The 16152-nt window shown below is 68.8% G+C and carries 17 protein-coding genes; 11 read left to right on the top strand and 6 right to left on the bottom strand.

Going from position 1 to position 16152, the window contains the following annotated elements; translation table 11 throughout:
• The first annotated feature begins 95 nt into the window (after nucleotides 1-95).
• From MKK52_RS23730 to MKK52_RS23700, 7 genes are all read left to right on the top strand, one after another.
• Nucleotides 96-503 (top strand): hypothetical protein, encoded by a 408-nt coding sequence (locus MKK52_RS23730; RefSeq protein WP_243959715.1) that lies wholly within the window; start codon nucleotides 96-98, stop codon nucleotides 501-503.
• Nucleotides 503-748 (top strand): hypothetical protein, encoded by a 246-nt coding sequence (locus MKK52_RS23725; protein WP_243958599.1) that lies wholly within the window; start codon nucleotides 503-505, stop codon nucleotides 746-748. Before MKK52_RS23730 ends, MKK52_RS23725 begins: the two co-directional genes overlap by 1 nt.
• On the top strand, nucleotides 703-1491 hold the full coding sequence (locus MKK52_RS23720) for an ABC transporter ATP-binding protein (protein WP_409564731.1): 789 nt from the start codon (nucleotides 703-705) through the stop codon (nucleotides 1489-1491). The genes MKK52_RS23725 and MKK52_RS23720 overlap by 46 nt, the downstream gene beginning before the upstream one ends.
• Before the next feature lie 13 nt (nucleotides 1492-1504).
• Nucleotides 1505-2395, top strand: a complete 891-nt coding sequence (locus MKK52_RS23715) for an ABC transporter permease (protein WP_243958595.1) — start codon at nucleotides 1505-1507, stop codon at nucleotides 2393-2395.
• Nucleotides 2392-3018 (top strand): hypothetical protein, encoded by a 627-nt coding sequence (locus MKK52_RS23710; RefSeq protein ID WP_243958585.1) that lies wholly within the window; start codon nucleotides 2392-2394, stop codon nucleotides 3016-3018. Before MKK52_RS23715 ends, MKK52_RS23710 begins: the two co-directional genes overlap by 4 nt.
• Before the next feature lie 226 nt (nucleotides 3019-3244).
• Entirely contained in the window at nucleotides 3245-5797 is a 2553-nt protein-coding gene (locus MKK52_RS23705) for a TonB-dependent receptor (RefSeq protein ID WP_243958583.1), read from the top strand.
• A gap of 158 nt (nucleotides 5798-5955) precedes the next feature.
• Nucleotides 5956-6315, top strand: a complete 360-nt coding sequence (locus tag MKK52_RS23700) for a hypothetical protein (protein ID WP_243958581.1) — start codon at nucleotides 5956-5958, stop codon at nucleotides 6313-6315.
• A gap of 39 nt (nucleotides 6316-6354) precedes the next feature.
• Here the strand turns inward: MKK52_RS23700 and glpX are convergent, their stop codons facing one another.
• Entirely contained in the window at nucleotides 6355-7344 is a 990-nt protein-coding gene (glpX, locus tag MKK52_RS23695) for a class II fructose-bisphosphatase (protein WP_243958579.1), read from the bottom strand.
• Nucleotides 7345-7478: 134 nt separating this feature from the next.
• Nucleotides 7479-8795 carry a homoserine dehydrogenase gene (locus MKK52_RS23690; RefSeq protein WP_243958571.1) on the bottom strand — a complete coding sequence of 439 codons (1317 nt, stop codon included), beginning with the start codon at nucleotides 8793-8795 and terminating at the stop codon, nucleotides 7479-7481.
• A gap of 164 nt (nucleotides 8796-8959) precedes the next feature.
• On the opposite strand from MKK52_RS23690, the gene xth reads away from it, so the two are divergent.
• Both xth and MKK52_RS23680 read left to right on the top strand, forming a co-directional pair.
• Nucleotides 8960-9754, top strand: coding sequence for an exodeoxyribonuclease III (gene xth / locus MKK52_RS23685; protein ID WP_243958569.1), 795 nt, complete (start codon nucleotides 8960-8962; stop codon nucleotides 9752-9754).
• A gap of 17 nt (nucleotides 9755-9771) precedes the next feature.
• Entirely contained in the window at nucleotides 9772-10395 is a 624-nt protein-coding gene (locus MKK52_RS23680) for a glutathione S-transferase family protein (protein WP_243958567.1), read from the top strand.
• Nucleotides 10396-10401: 6 nt separating this feature from the next.
• On the opposite strand, the gene MKK52_RS23675 is transcribed toward MKK52_RS23680, so the two are convergent.
• From MKK52_RS23675 to MKK52_RS23665, 3 genes are all read right to left on the bottom strand, one after another.
• Nucleotides 10402-11286 (bottom strand): tetratricopeptide repeat protein, encoded by an 885-nt coding sequence (locus tag MKK52_RS23675; RefSeq protein ID WP_243958565.1) that lies wholly within the window; start codon nucleotides 11284-11286, stop codon nucleotides 10402-10404.
• Complete coding sequence (ilvD, locus tag MKK52_RS23670; protein ID WP_243958563.1) at nucleotides 11273-13003, bottom strand: dihydroxy-acid dehydratase; 1731 nt, start codon at nucleotides 13001-13003, stop codon at nucleotides 11273-11275. The genes MKK52_RS23675 and ilvD overlap by 14 nt, the downstream gene beginning before the upstream one ends.
• A 351-nt stretch (nucleotides 13004-13354) precedes the next feature.
• Nucleotides 13355-14215 (bottom strand): transglutaminase-like domain-containing protein, encoded by an 861-nt coding sequence (locus tag MKK52_RS23665; RefSeq protein ID WP_243958561.1) that lies wholly within the window; start codon nucleotides 14213-14215, stop codon nucleotides 13355-13357.
• Between the two features lie 250 nt (nucleotides 14216-14465).
• Between MKK52_RS23665 and MKK52_RS23660 the strand changes: the two genes are divergently transcribed.
• Nucleotides 14466-14861, top strand: a complete 396-nt coding sequence (locus MKK52_RS23660) for a DUF2267 domain-containing protein (protein ID WP_243958559.1) — start codon at nucleotides 14466-14468, stop codon at nucleotides 14859-14861.
• A gap of 209 nt (nucleotides 14862-15070) precedes the next feature.
• The gene (locus MKK52_RS23655; protein ID WP_243958557.1) at nucleotides 15071-15289 is read left to right on the top strand and encodes a hypothetical protein; all 219 of its coding nucleotides are present in this window, start codon (nucleotides 15071-15073) and stop codon (nucleotides 15287-15289) included.
• Nucleotides 15290-15298: 9 nt separating this feature from the next.
• On the opposite strand, the gene MKK52_RS23650 is transcribed toward MKK52_RS23655, so the two are convergent.
• Nucleotides 15299-16150: a hypothetical protein gene (locus tag MKK52_RS23650; RefSeq protein ID WP_243958555.1), complete on the bottom strand. Its 852-nt coding sequence runs from the start codon at nucleotides 16148-16150 to the stop codon at nucleotides 15299-15301.
• Nucleotides 16151-16152 lie beyond the last annotated feature (2 nt).

The following is a 16152-nucleotide window of genomic DNA, read 5'->3' as shown; positions in this document are numbered from 1 at the left end:
TGCGCTCTCGTCGTCATTGCGAGCGGAGCGAAGCAATCCAGCAGCGCCACGGTCGGGAGCGTCCCGCTGCCCTGGGTCGCTTCGCTGCGCTCGCGATGACGGCGGTGCTGGCGGCGAGTGTCGCGCCGGCCTCGGCCACCGACCTCACACGCAAGCGCGAGAACTTGCCCGATCTCGTCCTCGGCAACGACCAGGGCAACGACTTCGTGGTCGAGAACAAGGACATCGAACTCGAATCCGGCAAGGCGTACCGCCTCCGGATCGTCGCCAAGGGCGGGCAGGAATACAAGTTCTACGCCCCAGAGTTCTTCCGCTACATCTGGCTCAACCAGATCGTCATCGAGCACAAGGAGATCCATGGCGGCGGCCCGCCGGATCACCTGGAATTCGATGAGCCCGGCGAAATCGCCATCGAGTTCGTCGCCATCAAGCCCGGTGCCTACAAGTGGGAGGCGCGGGGGCTCGAAGCGAAGGGCATGACCGGCACCCTGACGGTGAAATGATGAGGGGACCGGCACTCGTCATGCTGGCCTGCGGCCTCGCCTCGCCCGCCCTCGCGGCGGACGATGCCTCGTCCTGCGCGGAGGGGATCACGATGATCCGCGACGCCCTGGCGAACAATCCGCCCGAGGCCGCCCTGCCCAAGCTGAAGAAGGCTTTGCGGAACGCCGAGCGCGAGCAGCGCGAGGGCGAATACGACGAATGCCTCGACGCTGTCGCGGATGCCCGCAAGGCGCTCGGACAATGACGGGCGAGGCGCCCGCCCTGCTCGTCGCGAATGTCGGCCACCGCTTCGGCGCGCGGGCCGCGCTGGACGACGTGTCGATGAACGTCGAGCGCGGCCGGTTCACGGCCCTGCTTGGCCCCAACGGCGCGGGCAAGACCACGCTCTTCTCGGTGGTCACGCGGCTCTACAACAACCAGAGCGGCCGGGTGGCGATCTTCGGTCATGGGCTCGACCGGGAGCCGTCGCGGGCGCTCGCCCGCCTCGGCGTGGTGTTCCAGGCCCGCACCCTCGATACCGACCTCACCGTGGAGCAGAACCTGCTCTACCACGCGAGCCTGCACGGCATCCCCCGTAAGGCGGGCAAGGCGCGGATCGGCGAATTGCTCGACCGGGTCGGCCTCGCCGACCGGCGCGGGGACAAGGTGCGCACCCTCTCCGGCGGCCAATCCCGGCGCATCGAGATCGCCCGGTCGCTCGTCCACCGGCCGGACCTGTTGCTCCTCGACGAGCCGACGGTCGGCCTCGACCTCGAATCGCGGGCGGACATCGTCGCCATCGTCCGGGCGCTGGTGCGCGAGGAGGGCCTGTCGGTCCTCTGGGCGACCCACATCTTCGAGGAGATCCGGCCCGAGGACGATGCCGTGGTGCTGCATCTCGGCCGGATCGTCGCCCGCGGCACGGCCGGCACCATCGCGCAGGGGACCGAGAGCCTGGAGGAAGCCTTCCGCCGGCTCGTGGCCGAGCGCGGAAAGCAGGCGGCGTGAAGATGGGAAGCCCATGACCTCGTCGCCCCGCGTCGTCGAACTCGACACCAAGACCCACGCCGCCCCCTCGCGCCAGCTCGGGCGGCTCGATGCGGTCGGCTACCTGATCTGCCTCGGCGGCATCGTCCGCCGGGAGTTGCTGCGCTTCTTCAACCAGAAGGAGCGGTTCTTCTCGGCCTTGGTGCGGCCCCTCGTCTGGCTGTTCATCTTCGCGGCGGGTTTCCGCAACACACTCGGCGTCTCCATCGAGCCGCCCTACCAGACCTACGTGCTCTACGAGGTCTACGTGGTGCCCGGCCTCGCCGTGATGATCCAGCTGTTCAACGGCATGCAATCCTCCCTCTCGATGGTCTACGACCGCGAGGTCGGGTCGATGAAGGTGCTGCTGACCTCGCCCTATCCGCGCTGGATGCTGCTGCTCGCCAAGTTGATCGCGGGCGTCTCGGTGTCGATCGTCCAGGCCTATGCCTTCCTCGCGGTGGCGTATTTCTGGGAAACCGACATTCCGACGCTCGGCTACCTGACGGCGCTGCCGGCGTTCCTCGCCTCCGGCCTGATGCTCGGCGCCATCGGCCTGTTCCTGTCGTCGCTGGTGCGGCAACTGGAGAATTTCGCCAGCGTGATGAACTTCGTGATCTTCCCGATGTTCTTCGCCTCGTCGGCGCTCTACCCGCTCTGGCGGATCCGGGAATCGTCCGAGACCCTGTATTGGATCTGCGAGTTGAACCCGTTCACCCACGCCGTGCAGCTCGTGCGCTTCGCGCTGTACGAACAGCTCGAGCCCGTGTCCTGCGCCGTCGTCGTCGGGACCACGCTCGCCTTTTTCGCGATGGCCGTGATCGCCTACGATCCGGGCCGGGGCCTCATGGCCCGGCGCGGCGGACCGGCCGGAGAAGCCTCATGATCAGAACCACCGCTCTCGCTCTCCTGCTCTCGGTGACGGCCGGCGCCGCCCTCGCCCAACCGAAGATCGATCCGGATTGGCCCTGCGTCCAGCGCAGGGTCGAGACCCTGAGCCCCGGCCAGTTCTGGACCGGGCCCGACCTCGCCTCGGCCGGCGATTGGGGCAGCGACAACGACGCCGCCGTGCTGGCGCAGAAGATCGCCTCCCGCCGCACCGACCTGTCGCAGGTCGATCCGCTGCTCGACGACTTCGCCGCCAAGTTCGGGGCCGACAAGGATGCCAAGGACAAGGCGCTGACCCGCGTCTATGCCGGCGCGTTCGAGGTGCTGAACGGCGAGCGCAACAAGATCATGAGCGGCATCGCCCGGTACGCCCAGGGCCAGCGCCGCATGGCCGAGCGTATCCGCGACGAGGCGGACAAGGTCAGCCAGATCAAGGATGCCCCGAGCAAGGGCGACGAGACCGAATTGCCGAAGGACCAGACCGAATTGGAGACCAAGTTCGCCTGGGACCGCCGGATCTTCCAAGAGCGGAGCCAGTCCCTCACCTACGTGTGCGAGGTTCCGCAACTCCTCGAACAGCGACTCGGTGAACTCGGCAAGCGGATCCAGCAGCGCCTTTAGGCTTGCCGAATCATCCCGGTTCAGCTTGCCATATTTCCCCTAAGTCGTTGATTTTTCGCGTAAAAACTGTGGCGACACGGCCACGGCACGGTTAAGAACGGAGCGGGCGGGGCGAAAGTCGTCGATAGTGCGCCCGCCCGCGATTGCAGTTCATCGATCCCCCCGACATCACTGACTGAAGCCCGAGGGAAACGGGCGAATGGTTTGAGTGTCGAGGGGTTCGGGAATGTCTTTGCGGGCGCTCAGGGGAGCTCTGACGGCGTCGGCGTCGGTCCTCGCGGGATCGATGGCGGTGGGCACGGCACACGCGCAGCAATCCGTCACCCTCGGCGAGATCAGTGTCGTGGCCACCTCGCCGGTCGGCGCGGGCGGCGGCAATTCCAGCGCCGTACAGAACTTCAACCAGATCGCGCCGGTCGCAGCCGTGCCGGCGCCGCGCCTGCGCGGCAGCGAGCAGCCGCTCTACAAGATCCCCAGCACGGTCGAGACGGTGACGGCCCAGGACATCCGGGCCGACCTCGGCACCGACAACGTGGTCGCGACCCTGGCGCGGCGCACCCCCGGCCTGAACCTCTCCGACTCGCAGGGCAATTCGAACCGGCCCGACGTAACCTATCGCGGCTTCACCGCCTCGCCGGTTCAGGGCGTGCCGCAGGGGCTGGCCGTCTACCAGAACGGCGTGCGCATCAACGAAGCCTTCGGCGACATCGTCAACTTCGACCTGATCCCCCCGCAGGCGATCCAGCGGATCGACGTCGTCACCGGCAACCCGGTCTTCGGCCTCAACGCGCTCGGCGGCGCGGTGAACATCCAGATGAAGAACGGCTTCACGTGGCAGGGCACCGAGATCAGCGCCTGGGGCGGCTCGGATGCGCGCACGGCCGGCTATCTCGAATACGGCAAGGTCTCCGGCCCGTGGAGCTTCTACTTCACCGGCGACGGGCTGAACGATCGCGGCTGGCGCTACGAGAGCCCGAGCACGATCGGCCGGATGTACGGCGATCTCGGTTACCGCTCGCAGGATGCCGAGTTCCACCTGATCGGCCTCGCCGCGCGGAGCTTCTTCGGCGCCGCCGCCGCGACCCCAGTGGACTTCACCCGCAACGACCCGCGCGCGATCTTCACCTATCCGCAGACCACGACCACCGACGTCGGCACGATCCAGCTCACCGGCCGGGTCGACATTTCCCCGACTTGGGATCTCGCCGGCAACGCCTATTTCCGCCGCTTCAGCCAGACCTACGTCGATGGCAACGACGGGAACTTCGAGCAGTGCAGCCGGCAGAGCAGCTTCCGCGGCTTCCTCTGCTACGAGGATGACGGGTTCAGCCCGGCGGCAGGGCAGACGAACCTCGCCTTCCGCAACCAGTTCCTGATCCTGGGTCAGCAGAACCGGGCGATCCCCTTCACGGCCAACGTTCCCTACGGCACCCTGGACGTGACGAAGACGGAGGCCACCGGCTACGGCGGGTCGTTGCAGGCGGCCAACCGGGACAAGATTTTCGGCTTCAACAACGCCTTCATCGTGGGCGGCAGCATCGACGCGGCGAACTACTCGTTCAAGTCGTCCAGCACGCTCGGCGTCATCAACCCGAACCTGTCGATCACCACCGATCCGAACAACCCGTTCTACGGCACCATTCCCGGCCTCGGCACGACCTTCATCCGCACCGCCGGGGCGCTCGGTATCGCGCCGAGCTCGGTCAACGGCTCGAATCTCTATCTCGGCCTCTACACCCAGGACACCCTGGACCTGACCGACCGCCTCTCGGTGACGGCCGGCGCCCGCCTGAACTTCGCGCGCATCCAGAGCGAGGATCTCACCGGCTTCTCGCCGGACGTCACGGGCACGCACTACTACAACAAGATCAACCCCGTCGCGGGTCTGACCTACCGGTTCTTCGATGCGCTGAACCTCTACGGCAGCTACTCGGAATCGAACCGCGCCCCGACGCCGCTCGAACTCGCCTGCGCGAATCCCGACCGGCCGTGCCTGCTGCCGAACTCGCTGGTGGCCGATCCGCCGCTGAAGCAGGTGACGGGCAAGACCTACGAGGTCGGCTTCCGGGGCCAACTGCCGAACACCTATGACGGCGGCATCATCACCTACAAGATTGGCGCCTTCCGCACCGACCTGTCGAACGACATCCTCTCCCTCGCCACCCCCGGCAACACCGCCCGCGCCTACTTCGTGAACGTGCCCGCCACCCAGCGGCAGGGCATCGAGGTCGGCGCCGAGTACACGGCCGATTACCTGCGGGTCTACGCCAACTACGCCCTGATCGACGCGACCTTCCAGTTCAACGGCACCCTGTCCTCGCCGAACAACCCCCTCGCGGTGGACGGCGCGATCCAGGTGACGCGCGGCAACACCGTGCCGCTGGTGCCGAACCACCAGATCAAGGCCGGCTTCGACTATTTCATCACGCCGGAGTGGCAGGTCGGCCTCTACCTGCAGGCCTTCTCCTCGTCCTACTACCGGGGCGACGAGTCGAACCTGAACCGCAAGCTGCCGCCCTACTACGTGCTGAACTTGCAGACGAAGTATCAGGTAACGAAGAACCTCGAGGTGTTCGGGCTCATCACGAACCTCACCAACAACCGCTATGCCACGTTCGGCACCTTCGCCGAGCCGGGCGCGGTGGCCGGCAACCTCACGATCAACGACCCGCGCACCACGACGCTGGCGCAGCCGCTCTCGATCTACGGTGGCTTCAAGTACGCCTTCGGGGCCGATCCGGTGCCGATGTCGCCGGAGCCGATCATCCGCAAGTACTGATCGCGGCACCATTGGACGAAACGGGCCGTGCATCCTCGGATGCGCGGCCCTTCGTCTTTGGCGCGGCGTCCTGTCTCAGGAACGGGTTGGTCCGTTCCGCGTCGCCATCCCGAAGGCGAGCCGGCAGATGTCCGCCGCGCCGCCACGGGAGATCGCTCATGAAGCTTCGCCTCGCTCTTGCCCTGGCAGCCGTCTCGGCCGCCACCGTGGGCCCGGCCCTGGCCACACCCTGCGCCGACGAGGTGAGCACGCTGGAGCGGCGCCTGAACAGCTCGGGCGCGGCCGAAGTCACGGGCACGACGCCGCCCGGCGGCACGACCTCGTCCAACAGCCCGAAGGCGCTCGCAACGCCGCCGAAGCTGACCCCCGGCGACAAGGACGTGAAGCCGACCGCCTCGGGCGTCGAGGAGGCAAAGAAGCTCGTCGCCCAGGCCCGCGAAGAGGATAAAGCCGGCAAGGCGGAAGAGTGCCGCCAGACCATCATGAAGGCCAAGGAGAAGGCCGGCGCGCTGCCGTAGCGCGCCGACGGAGGGGGGGCGGGGCGGTGCCTCGACCCCTCAGCTCCGGCCGAAATCCCGCCGATGTTCGCCGAGGATCCGGCGGATCGTGCCGGCCTCGGAGCGATAGACCAGCGTCTCCGTCTGGATCCTGTCCTGGCGGAAGCGCACGCCCCTCAGGAGCGAGCCGTCGGTCACGCCCGTCGCGGCCACGATGACGTCGCCGCCCGCGAGGTCGGTCAGTTCATATTTCCGGTTGGCGTCGCGGATGCCCATGTCCAGCGCCCGGCGGCGGCGCTCTGCGGTGTCGAGGATCAGGCGCCCCTGCATCTGCCCGCCCATGCAGCGCATGGCGGCGGCGGCGAGCACGCCCTCGGGGGCGGCCCCGGTGCCGAGATAGATGTCGACCCCCGTCTCCTCCGGGCTCGCCGTGAAGATGATGCCGGCCACGTCGCCGTCGGTGATGAGCCGCACCGAAGCGCCGGCCTCCCGCACCTCCGCGATCAGGCCGGCATGGCGCGGCCGGTCGAGGATCAGAGCGGTGATCTGGTCGGTGGGGCAGCCCTTGGCGCGGGCGAGCGCCCGGATGTTGTCCATCGGGCTGGCGTCGAGATCCACGATCCCGGCGGGATAGCCGGGGCCGATGGCGATCTTCTGCATGTAGACATCGGGCGCGGCGAGCAGCGAGCCGCGCTCGGCCAGGGCCATGACAGCGATGGCGCCCGGCATGTCCTTCGCGCAGAGGGTGGTGCCTTCGAGGGGATCGACGGCGATGTCCACCTCCGGCCCCTCGCCGGAACCCAGGAGTTCGCCGATGAACAGCATCGGCGCCTCGTCGCGCTCGCCCTCGCCGATGACGACGGTCCCCCGGATCGGGAGACCGGCGAGTTCGGCGCGCATCGCGTCCACGGCGGCTTGGTCGGCGGCCTTCTCGTCGCCCTTGCCGCGCAGGCGGGCGGCGGCCACGGCGGCGCGCTCCGTGACCCTCGCAAGTTCGAGCGCGAGGGTGCGCGGCACGGTCTGCGGACGCGGCGTTCCGGTCTCGGTCATCGTTTCCTGTCCCTTGCCGGGCCCGGTCTTGATGCCGGATCCCGGTCTAAATCATGGCGGGGCTGCGCGGACCGCGTGCCCTCCTATGTTAACGCCGCCGGGCCTGAATATTCGATGAGGACCACGCAGCGCGTCTACTCACGTTCGATGCGGATCAACTGCGGCGATTCCGCGAGCAGACCGTCCTGTGCGATGGCGTCCAAGGCTTCGCGGATCGCGCCCTCGGTGGCGGCGTAGGTGATCAGCACCAGCGGCACCGGGCGGCCGGAGCGGCCGTGCGGATCGCTGTCCGCCCCCTCGACGCGGCGCTGCAGGATGCTCTCCAGGGAGATCTCCCGCTGCGCCATGCGCTGGGCGACGCCTGCCGCGACGCCCGGCCGGTCGTGGACCGTCAGGCGGATGTAATAGCCGCCCTCGTGCCGCTGCATCTCGGCCCGCGCGGGCGGGGCCATGCGCGCGGCGTCGGTGCCGAAGGTTGGGCGCACGATGCGCCGGGCGACGTCGGCGATGTCGCCGAACACGGCGGAGGCGGTGGCCTCGCCGCCCGCGCCGGGGCCGATCAGGGTCAGTTCGCCCACGGCGTCGGCGTCGATGGTCACGGCGTTGGTCACGCCCATCACCTGCGCGATGGCCGAGGATTTCGGCACCATGGTCGGGTGGACGCGCTGCTCGATCCCCGCCGGGGTCGCCTGTGCGACGCCGAGGAGCTTGATGCGGTAGCCGAGTTCGTCGGCCATGCGCAGGTCCAGGGGCTGCACCCGCGAGATGCCCTCCACCGAGACGCCGTCCGCATCGACCTGCGTGCCGAAGGCGAGGCTCGTGAGGATCGCGAGCTTGTGCGCGGTGTCGAAGCCCTCGACGTCGAAGGTCGGGTCGGCCTCGGCGTAGCCCAGCGCCTGCGCGTCCTTCAGGCAGGCTTCGAAGGTCAGGCCCTCGCGCTCCATCCGGCTGAGGATGTAGTTGCAGGTGCCGTTGAGGATTCCGTAGACGCGCTCGACCTTGTTGCCGGCGAGCCCTTCGCGCAGGGCCTTGATCACCGGGATGCCGCCCGCGACCGCCGCCTCGTAGGTGAGGGCCACGCCGGCCTTCTCGGCGGCGGCGGCCAGCGCCGCGCCGTGCTTGGCCAGCAGCGCCTTGTTGGCGGTGACGACCGGCTTGCCAGCCTCCAGCGCCGCCTCGACGGTGTCCTTGGCCGCGCCCTCGGCGCCGCCCATCAGTTCGACGACGCAATCCACGGAGGCCGAGCGGGCGAGCGCCACCGGATCCTCGAACCATTCGACGCCGGACAGGTCGATGCCGCGATCCCGCGAGCGGTCGCGGGCCGAGACGGCGGTGACGGTGACGTCGAGGCCGGAGGCGAGGAGCGCCTCCCGGCGGCGGCCGATCATGCGGACGAGGGCCGCGCCGACGGTGCCGAGACCGGCGACGCCGATGCGAAGAGACTGCGACATGGGACCTTCCGTGCCCGCGGGCGTCGGCTCCCGTGCCGCGCCTCCCGCGATGCGAGGGTCATCGCCCGCGGCGCGGAAATCTGCAAGCGTTCCCACGCATGGCGGAATCGGCTTGTCACCCGGGCGCGAAGGCCCGATGACGGGCCGCCTGCCGGATGAGGCCGATGCGTATCAGCACCTGGAACGTCAATTCGATCAAGCAGCGGCTGCCGCACCTGCTCGGCTTCCTCGACGAGGCGAAGCCCGACGTCGTGTGCCTGCAGGAGCTGAAATGCCAGGACGAAGGCTTCCCCCGCGTCGAGGTCGAGGCGGCGGGCTACGCCGTCGAGACCCTGGGGCAGAAGGCCTATAACGGTGTCGCCCTGTTGGTGCGGGCGCCGCTCGTGCTGTCGGAGATCCGGCGCGGCTTGCCCGGCGACGAGGAGGACGTGCAGGCCCGCTACATCGAGGCGCTGATCGGCGGCGCGGATGTGGCGCCGGTGCGGGTCGCCTCGATCTACCTGCCGAACGGCAATCCCGTCGACAGCCCGAAATACCCCTACAAGCTCGCCTTCCTCGAACGGCTGCGGCTCCATGCGCGGGCGCTGGCCGAGGCCGAGATCCCGGTGGTGCTGGCGGGCGATTACAACGTCATCCCCGAACCGGAGGACGCGGCCGACCCGGAGGCGTGGCGCAGCGACGCCCTGTTCCTGCCCGCCTCCCGCGCGGCGTTCCGCGCCCTGCTCGCCGAGGGCTACACCGACGCGGTCCGCGCCTGCGACCCGCGCGACGGGCTCTACACGTTCTGGGATTACCAGGCCGGCTGCTGGCCCCGGAACCAGGGCATCCGCATCGACCATCTCCTGCTCTCGCCGCAGGCCGCCGACAGACTTATCTCCGCCTCGGTGCAGAAGCACCTGCGCGGCCTCGACAAGCCTTCGGACCATGTCCCCGTGACCGTCGAGCTGGCCCGCACCTGATACAGCCAGAGGACACGATGATCGTCTACGGAACCAGCATCTCGCCCTACGTCCGGAAAGTCCTCGTCTCCCTCTACGAGAAGGGCGTGCCGTTCGAGCACAAGCCCGTCCCCTTCCACGCGGACGATCCGGGCTTCCAGGCGGCGAGCCCCACGGGCAAGATTCCCGCCCTGGACGATGACGGCTTCCTGCTCCCCGATTCGAGCGCGATCCTGCACTACATCGAGGCCAAGCACCCCGAGCCGGCGCTGATTTCCACCGAGGCGAAGGCCCTGGGCCGGGCCGTGTGGTTCGACGAGTACGGCGATACCGAACTCTTCCCGGTCCTCATCATCCCCTTCGTGGAGCGCTTCCTGAAGCCCCGGCTGATGAAGAAGGAATGTGACGAGGCGCGCGCGCAGAGCACCATCGACGAGAAGTTTCCGCCGCTCCTCGACTATCTCGAAAGCCAGATCGAGGGCGATTACCTCGTCGGCAATGCCTTCAGCATCGCCGACATCGCGGTGGCGACAAACTTCCACAACCTGCGGCTGGCGAATTACGAGGTCGATGCCGGCCGCTGGCCGAAGCTTTCGGCCTACATCAAGAAGACCCTGGAGCGGCCGTCCTTCGTGAAGGCCATCGCGGCGGCGAAGAACTGACTGTAGTCAGTTCCGCCGCTTGATCGACCCGACGGTCTGGAGCTGGGTTTGCGCCTCGCTCCGGTCGTCGGGCGAGGCGGCGGCCCAGTTCTTGTCGTAAAGGGCGACGATCCAGTCGTCCTTGCGGGACTGGACGCCGTCGCGGGCCAGCGAGAGCCAGACGAGGCCCTTCACCCGCTGCTGCGGCAGGCCGCCCGCGCCGTTGACGAGCATGTCGCCGAGCAGCGCCTGCGCCGGGTGGTGCCCCTTCTCGGCGGCGAGGTTGAACCACCGCGCCGCCTGCCGGGGATCGGCTTCGACGCCGTTGCCGTCGAGGTAGAGCCGGGCGAGGTTGTACTGCGCGTTCGGGTCTCCGTAGTAGGAGGCCGCGTAGTTGAACATGTCGTAGGCGCGCTCAGGGTTCGGGCGCACGTAGGTGCCCTTGATCCCGTCGAGGAAGTACGAGCCCAAAGCCGTGAAGGCGCTGCCCGTCACCGCCGCGTTCTGCGAATCCCCCGCATCGTCGGTGCTGGCATCGGCGATGCGCGAGAAGAACTCGAACGCCTTCAGGTCGTCATGGGGCACCCCGTCGCCCTCGGCGTACATCCGCCCGAGCTTCCACAGGGCGAGGGCATGGCCCTGGCCGGCGGCGTATTCGAGGGCGCGGGCGGCGCCTTCCTTGTCGCCCGCATTGTATTCGCGCACGCCCGCCCGCAGGGCGTCCCGCGCGGAGCGGTAGCTCTTCTCGGCCGTGACCGGCACGGGGGTGCGCACGAAGGCATCGAGCGCCCGCGCGGCGGGCGCCTGCATCAGCAGGGCGCCCGACACGGCCACGAGGAGAAGCGCGCGGAGCCGGCGCGGAGAGGTCCCTGCCGGCACGGGCCGGTCGAGGACCGTCCTAGACGTCAGCATAGCTCTCCGTCTCCTGCGCCCCACCCGGATGGGTGACGGCGCCGTACAGAGCGGAGCCGACCCCCTGCGCATACTTCCAGAGGTAGCCGGAGGTCGCCGCGTTGCCGCGCGGCGCCCACGCCTCGCGGCGCTCGGCCAGTTCCTCGTCGCTCAGCGCCACCGACAGCGTGCCGTCGATCGCGTTGAGGGTGATCATGTCGCCGTCCTTGAGCAGGCCGATCGGGCCGCCGACCGCTGCCTCCGGCCCGACATGGCCGACGCAGAAGCCGCGCGTGGCGCCGGAGAACCGCCCGTCGGTGATGAGGGCGACCTTCGAGCCCATGCCCTGGCCGTAGAGGGCGGCCGTGGTGGACAGCATCTCGCGCATGCCGGGGCCGCCGCGCGGACCCTCGTAGCGGATGACCAGCACGTCGCCTTCCTTGTAGGAGCGGGACTGCACGGCGGCGAAGCAGGCTTCCTCGCCGTCGAACACGCGGGCCGGGCCGGTGAAGACCTGCGCCTCCTGCGGCATGCCGGCCACCTTCACGATGGCGCCCTCGGGAGCGAGGTTGCCCTTCAGGCCGACGACGCCGCCGGTCGGGGTGATCGGCCGGTTGGCCGGGTGCACCACATCCTGATCCGGGTTCCAGGCGACCTTCTCGAGGTTCTCGGCGATGGTCCGGCCGGTGACGGTCAGGCAGTCGCCGTGCAGGAAGCCGTGGTCGAGCAGGGTCTTCATCAGCAGCGGGATGCCGCCGACCTCGAACATGTCCTTGGCGACGTAGCGCCCACCGGGCTTCAGGTCCGCGATGTAGGGCGTGCGCCGGAAGATCTCGGCGACGTCGAACAGCGTGAACTCGATGCCGCATTCATGGGCGATGGCCGGCAGGTGGAGCGCGGCGTTGGTGGAGCCGCCGGAGGCCGCCACGGTGGCGGCGGCGTTCTCCAGCGCCTTGCGGGTCACGATGTCCCGCGGGCGGATTTGCTTGGCCAGCAGCTCCATCACCTTCTCGCCGGCGGTGGCGCAGAACTTGTCGCGGATCTCGTACGGGGCCGGGGCGCCGGCCGAGTAGGGCAGGGCGAGGCCGATGGCCTCGGAGACGGTGGCCATCGTGTTGGCGGTGAACTGCGCGCCGCAGGCGCCGGCCGAGGGGCAGGCGACCTGCTCCAGCTCGTCGAGGTCTTCGAGGCTCATGTCGCCGACAGCGACCTTGCCCACCGCCTCGAACAGGTCCTGCACGGTGACGGGCTTGCCCCGGAACGAGCCGGGCAGGATCGAGCCGCCGTAGATGAAGATCGACGGCACGTTGAGGCGCACCATGGCCATCATCATGCCGGGCAGGGACTTGTCGCAGCCGGCGAGGCCGACGAGGGCGTCGTAGGCATGGCCGCGCATCGTCAGCTCGACGGAGTCGGCGATGACCTCCCGTGACGGGAGCGAGGCGCGCATGCCGCCATGGCCCATGGCGATGCCGTCCGTGACGGTGATGGTGCAGAATTCGCGCGGGGTGCCGTGGGCGGCGGCGACGCCCTTCTTCACGGCCTGCGCCTGGCGCATCAACGAGATGTTGCAGGGCGCGGCCTCGTTCCAGCAGGAGGCGACGCCGACCAGCGGCTGGTGAATCTGCTCACGGGTCAGGCCCATGGCGTAGAGATACGAGCGGTGGGGCGCGCGATCCGGCCCCTCGGTCACATGACGGCTCGGAAGCTTCGACTTGTCGTTCAAACGCGCGTCCATGACCAACACCGCAGCTCTGCTTGCCCTTCCGAAGGGTGCGGCACGGCGCGGCTCATCGCGACTGCGATCAGCCGATACTTCGCCCGCTCTCTCCGGAGGCTGACTTTTGTACGCGGTAAATCTTTGGCAAGACTGCCGTTTACCGCGGGGCCCGGAGTGGGCTGGGACTATGGCGGGATCGCGGCGCCCACGCGCAGGATCGGGGGCGGTACCGGGATGCTTTTGCGGTGTTGCGACCTCGCCACAGCCACGCTTCAGGCCGGGGCGCCACCCTGGATTGCTTCGCTTCGCTCGCAATGACGGGGTGGGTGGGGAGCGGCGGCGCCCCCCGCCCGAAGCGGGTGGAGGCGCCTACGCCGCCCCGGCGTGCGGGGCGGGCACTTCGGTCGATATGGCGTCGACAGTGCGGGGCATCGGGCTGCCCTGGCCGTCCGTGCGCTGGATGCGGATCTGCTGGTTCACCGGCTGCATGTTGCCGAAGGGCGTCGAGAAGGCGATCTCGGCCGCGTCCCGCCCGACGCCGATCCGCACGAGTCCGTCCGGGTCCGCCTGCCGCGTGGCGTCGAACAGCCACCAGCGCCCGTCGAGATAGGCTTCGAACACCGCGTGGAAGTCGCTCGGCACGAGGCCGTGGGCGTAGCAGCTGACGAACCGGGCCGGGATGCCGAGCGCCCGGCAGAAGGCGGTGCCGAGATGGGCGAAGTCCCGGCAGACGCCCGCCCGCTTCAGCAGGCTCTCGTCGGCCGTGGTCTGCTCGTCGCTGGAGCCGGGCTGGTAGGCGAGGTGATCGTGGATCCAGTTGCAGATCGCGTTCACCCGCTGGTGTCCCTGCGGCAGGGCGCCGAACTCGGCCTGCGCGAAGGGCGTCAGCCGGTCGGAGGACACGAAGCGGCTGGGCAGCAGGTAGGGCAGGATGTCGATAGGAAGCTTGGCGACCGGCGTCTCGTTGATCGTCGCCGGATCGGCCCGGTGGACCGTGAGTTCGACCTCCGCCTCGTATTCGAGGGCGAACGGCCCGGTTGGCACGTTCACGCCGAGATAGCGGTTCTGCGCGTCCGGGTGAATGTAGACCTCGCGCTTCAGGTCGGGCTTCAGCGTCAGCGTCTCGCGCAGGATCTCGACGCTGCGCAGCTTGGCGACCTCGAGGTTGAAGATGAACGTCGTGTCCGCGAGGATATTGTAAGACAGGCTGCAGCCCAGCGTGTAGCGCATCGGATGGTCTCTGGCGGTGTGGTCGTCCCACAGCGGCAAAGCGCGGCGGCTCGCCGCAGTTCCGCAGGGGCCTGCCCGAAATAGCGTCGCCCTCGCAATGTTTTGCCTATTGCGGCGGCGCCCTTCCATCGGCGATGGCCGACGTCCTCGCGCGACGCCCTTCGTGCCGTCGATAGCAGTGCTCAAGCTTGATTTCCCCGACCTCCCAGACGATGGACTGTTTGGACTTCCTCCAAACGAGACATGCCCCATGGAAGAACTGCTCGCCCGCGTCTGCGCCCGCACCGGCCTCGATGCCGCGACGGCGCAGACCGCCATCGGCCACATCCTGTCCTTCCTCCAGAAGGAGGGGCCGCAGCCCCAGGTCGGGCAGCTCATGGCGGCCCTGCCGGGCTCCGAGGATCTGGCCGCGCAATCCGATGCGGGCGAGAGCAGCGGCGGCGGCGGCCTGATGGGCATGCTCGGCGGGATGCTGGGGGGTGGGGGCGTCATGGCCCTCGGCCAGAAGCTGATGTCGGCGGGCGTGCCGATGGGCCAGATGCAGCCCCTCGGTCAGGAGCTCTTCGCGGTCGGCCGCGAGAAGGCCGGTGAAGATGTGATGGGCCCGATCGTCGGTTCGATTCCCGGTTTGAATCAATTCGTCTGATCGCGAACACTGTCTTCGCGGCGCGCAATAGCCGTGCGCCGCGACACAGGTGCGATGTCGCACTGCGGGACGGGACCGGCGGACCGATTATGAAAAAACCGTTCCGAGGCGAAAGCTTCACGGAACGAGTTCACGCTATCCCCGTTGTTAAGGTGCGCGGCCGGGCTCGATGATGAGAAGCCTGCCGCCACGTCCCCCGCAGGCCCGTCATGCCCGTCTTCGACGCCAAGAATCTGGACAGGGAATTCGAGGGTCAGGCTCTCCTCGGGGCCATCCTTCACCCCACGCGCGGCGCCCGCACCCGGGCCCTTCGCCTCGGCCGTCGGCGCGCGGAGCGGAACTCGCTGATGGCGGACCCCTTCGCCATCGAGCCGCGCTTTCCGATGTCGGGCGACGACCTCACCCCCGTGACCGTCCCCCAGTCGTAGGGGCCGTTCTCACCATTCCTTGGGCGTCACGAAGCCCTGGCGGGTGACGACGACCCATTGCCGGCCCTGGCGTTCGATCGCCTCGACACGGCCCGCCCCCGGCAGCGTATCGCCGGGCATCACCTGAAACAGCCTGCGGCTGCGGTTTTCGATGATCGCGGCGCCGTCGAACACGTCGCGCAGGGCGTACTGCTCCAGCACGGGCGGCTTGGCGGGCGCGGCGGCCTTCACCGGCTCCAGCTGAGGCTGCACCTTCACCTCGACGGGCTTGGCGTCCGCCTTGACCTCGCGCGGCTCCGCGAGGCTGCCGGTCTGCGTCGGCTCGGCCTTGGCCGCGACCGGGCGCGGGGTAAGGGCGGCGATCCGCGCTGCGTGCTCCTTCTCGGCCTGATCGATCTTCTCGTTGAGGCTCGCGAGCTTCGCCGTGAGGCTGCGGTCGAGTTGGGCGATCTTTTCGTTGAGGCTCCCGCCCTTGCCGGCGCTCTCCTTGCGGGCGCTTTCGGTAGCGCTGCGCAACTCGCCGACATTCTGGTCGAGTTTGGCGAGCGTCGCGGTGAGTTTGGCGGTGTCGGTGCGGCTTGCGTCGATGGCCGAGGCGAGGGAGGCCACCGCCGCCGTTGAGCCCTGATCGCGCGAGGCCGCGCCGAAGCCGAGCATCGCGCCGAGCGCCAGGGCGCTGCCCGCCACCGCGACGAGGCGCGATTCGGCGCGCATCATCGTCTGGGCGAAACGCCGGGGCGTCGCGAAGAACGGCGCCTTCTCGGTGATGATCTCGACCTTGAGGCCCTTCTTCGGGTCCTTCTCGACCACTTCAATCTTCGGCTTGTTGTCGGTCGATGCCGTCGGTTTCGATTCAGTCATCG

It is taken from the genome of Methylobacterium sp. J-067 (assembly GCF_022829465.1).
Taxonomy (GTDB): domain Bacteria; phylum Pseudomonadota; class Alphaproteobacteria; order Rhizobiales; family Beijerinckiaceae; genus Methylobacterium; species Methylobacterium litchii.
The sequence above is the reverse complement of the archived record's forward strand: the minus strand, read 5'-3'. Positions and strand labels throughout refer to the sequence as shown.

Bases quoted from the DNA above. Each gene is read 5' to 3' on its own strand.
- glpX (WP_243958579.1), bottom strand. From the start codon at position 7,344: ATGACCGAGACCGGAACGCCGCGTCCGCAGACCGTGCCGCGCACCCTC.
- MKK52_RS23680 (WP_243958567.1), top strand. From the start codon at position 9,772: ATGATCGTCTACGGAACCAGCATCTCGCCCTACGTCCGGAAAGTCCTC.
- MKK52_RS23690 (WP_243958571.1), bottom strand. From the start codon at position 8,795: ATGTCGCAGTCTCTTCGCATCGGCGTCGCCGGTCTCGGCACCGTCGGC.
- MKK52_RS23725 (WP_243958599.1), top strand. From the start codon at position 503: ATGAGGGGACCGGCACTCGTCATGCTGGCCTGCGGCCTCGCCTCGCCC.
- ilvD (WP_243958563.1), bottom strand. From the start codon at position 13,003: ATGGACGCGCGTTTGAACGACAAGTCGAAGCTTCCGAGCCGTCATGTG.
- MKK52_RS23730 (WP_243959715.1), top strand. From the start codon at position 96: ATGACGGCGGTGCTGGCGGCGAGTGTCGCGCCGGCCTCGGCCACCGAC.
- MKK52_RS23665 (WP_243958561.1), bottom strand. From the start codon at position 14,215: ATGCGCTACACGCTGGGCTGCAGCCTGTCTTACAATATCCTCGCGGAC.
- MKK52_RS23715 (WP_243958595.1), top strand. From the start codon at position 1,505: ATGACCTCGTCGCCCCGCGTCGTCGAACTCGACACCAAGACCCACGCC.
- MKK52_RS23720 (WP_409564731.1), top strand. From the start codon at position 703: ATGCCTCGACGCTGTCGCGGATGCCCGCAAGGCGCTCGGACAATGACG.
- MKK52_RS23650 (WP_243958555.1), bottom strand. From the start codon at position 16,150: ATGACTGAATCGAAACCGACGGCATCGACCGACAACAAGCCGAAGATT.
- MKK52_RS23710 (WP_243958585.1), top strand. From the start codon at position 2,392: ATGATCAGAACCACCGCTCTCGCTCTCCTGCTCTCGGTGACGGCCGGC.
- MKK52_RS23705 (WP_243958583.1), top strand. From the start codon at position 3,245: ATGTCTTTGCGGGCGCTCAGGGGAGCTCTGACGGCGTCGGCGTCGGTC.
- MKK52_RS23660 (WP_243958559.1), top strand. From the start codon at position 14,466: ATGGAAGAACTGCTCGCCCGCGTCTGCGCCCGCACCGGCCTCGATGCC.
- xth (WP_243958569.1), top strand. From the start codon at position 8,960: ATGCGTATCAGCACCTGGAACGTCAATTCGATCAAGCAGCGGCTGCCG.
- MKK52_RS23655 (WP_243958557.1), top strand. From the start codon at position 15,071: ATGCCCGTCTTCGACGCCAAGAATCTGGACAGGGAATTCGAGGGTCAG.
- MKK52_RS23675 (WP_243958565.1), bottom strand. From the start codon at position 11,286: ATGCTGACGTCTAGGACGGTCCTCGACCGGCCCGTGCCGGCAGGGACC.
- MKK52_RS23700 (WP_243958581.1), top strand. From the start codon at position 5,956: ATGAAGCTTCGCCTCGCTCTTGCCCTGGCAGCCGTCTCGGCCGCCACC.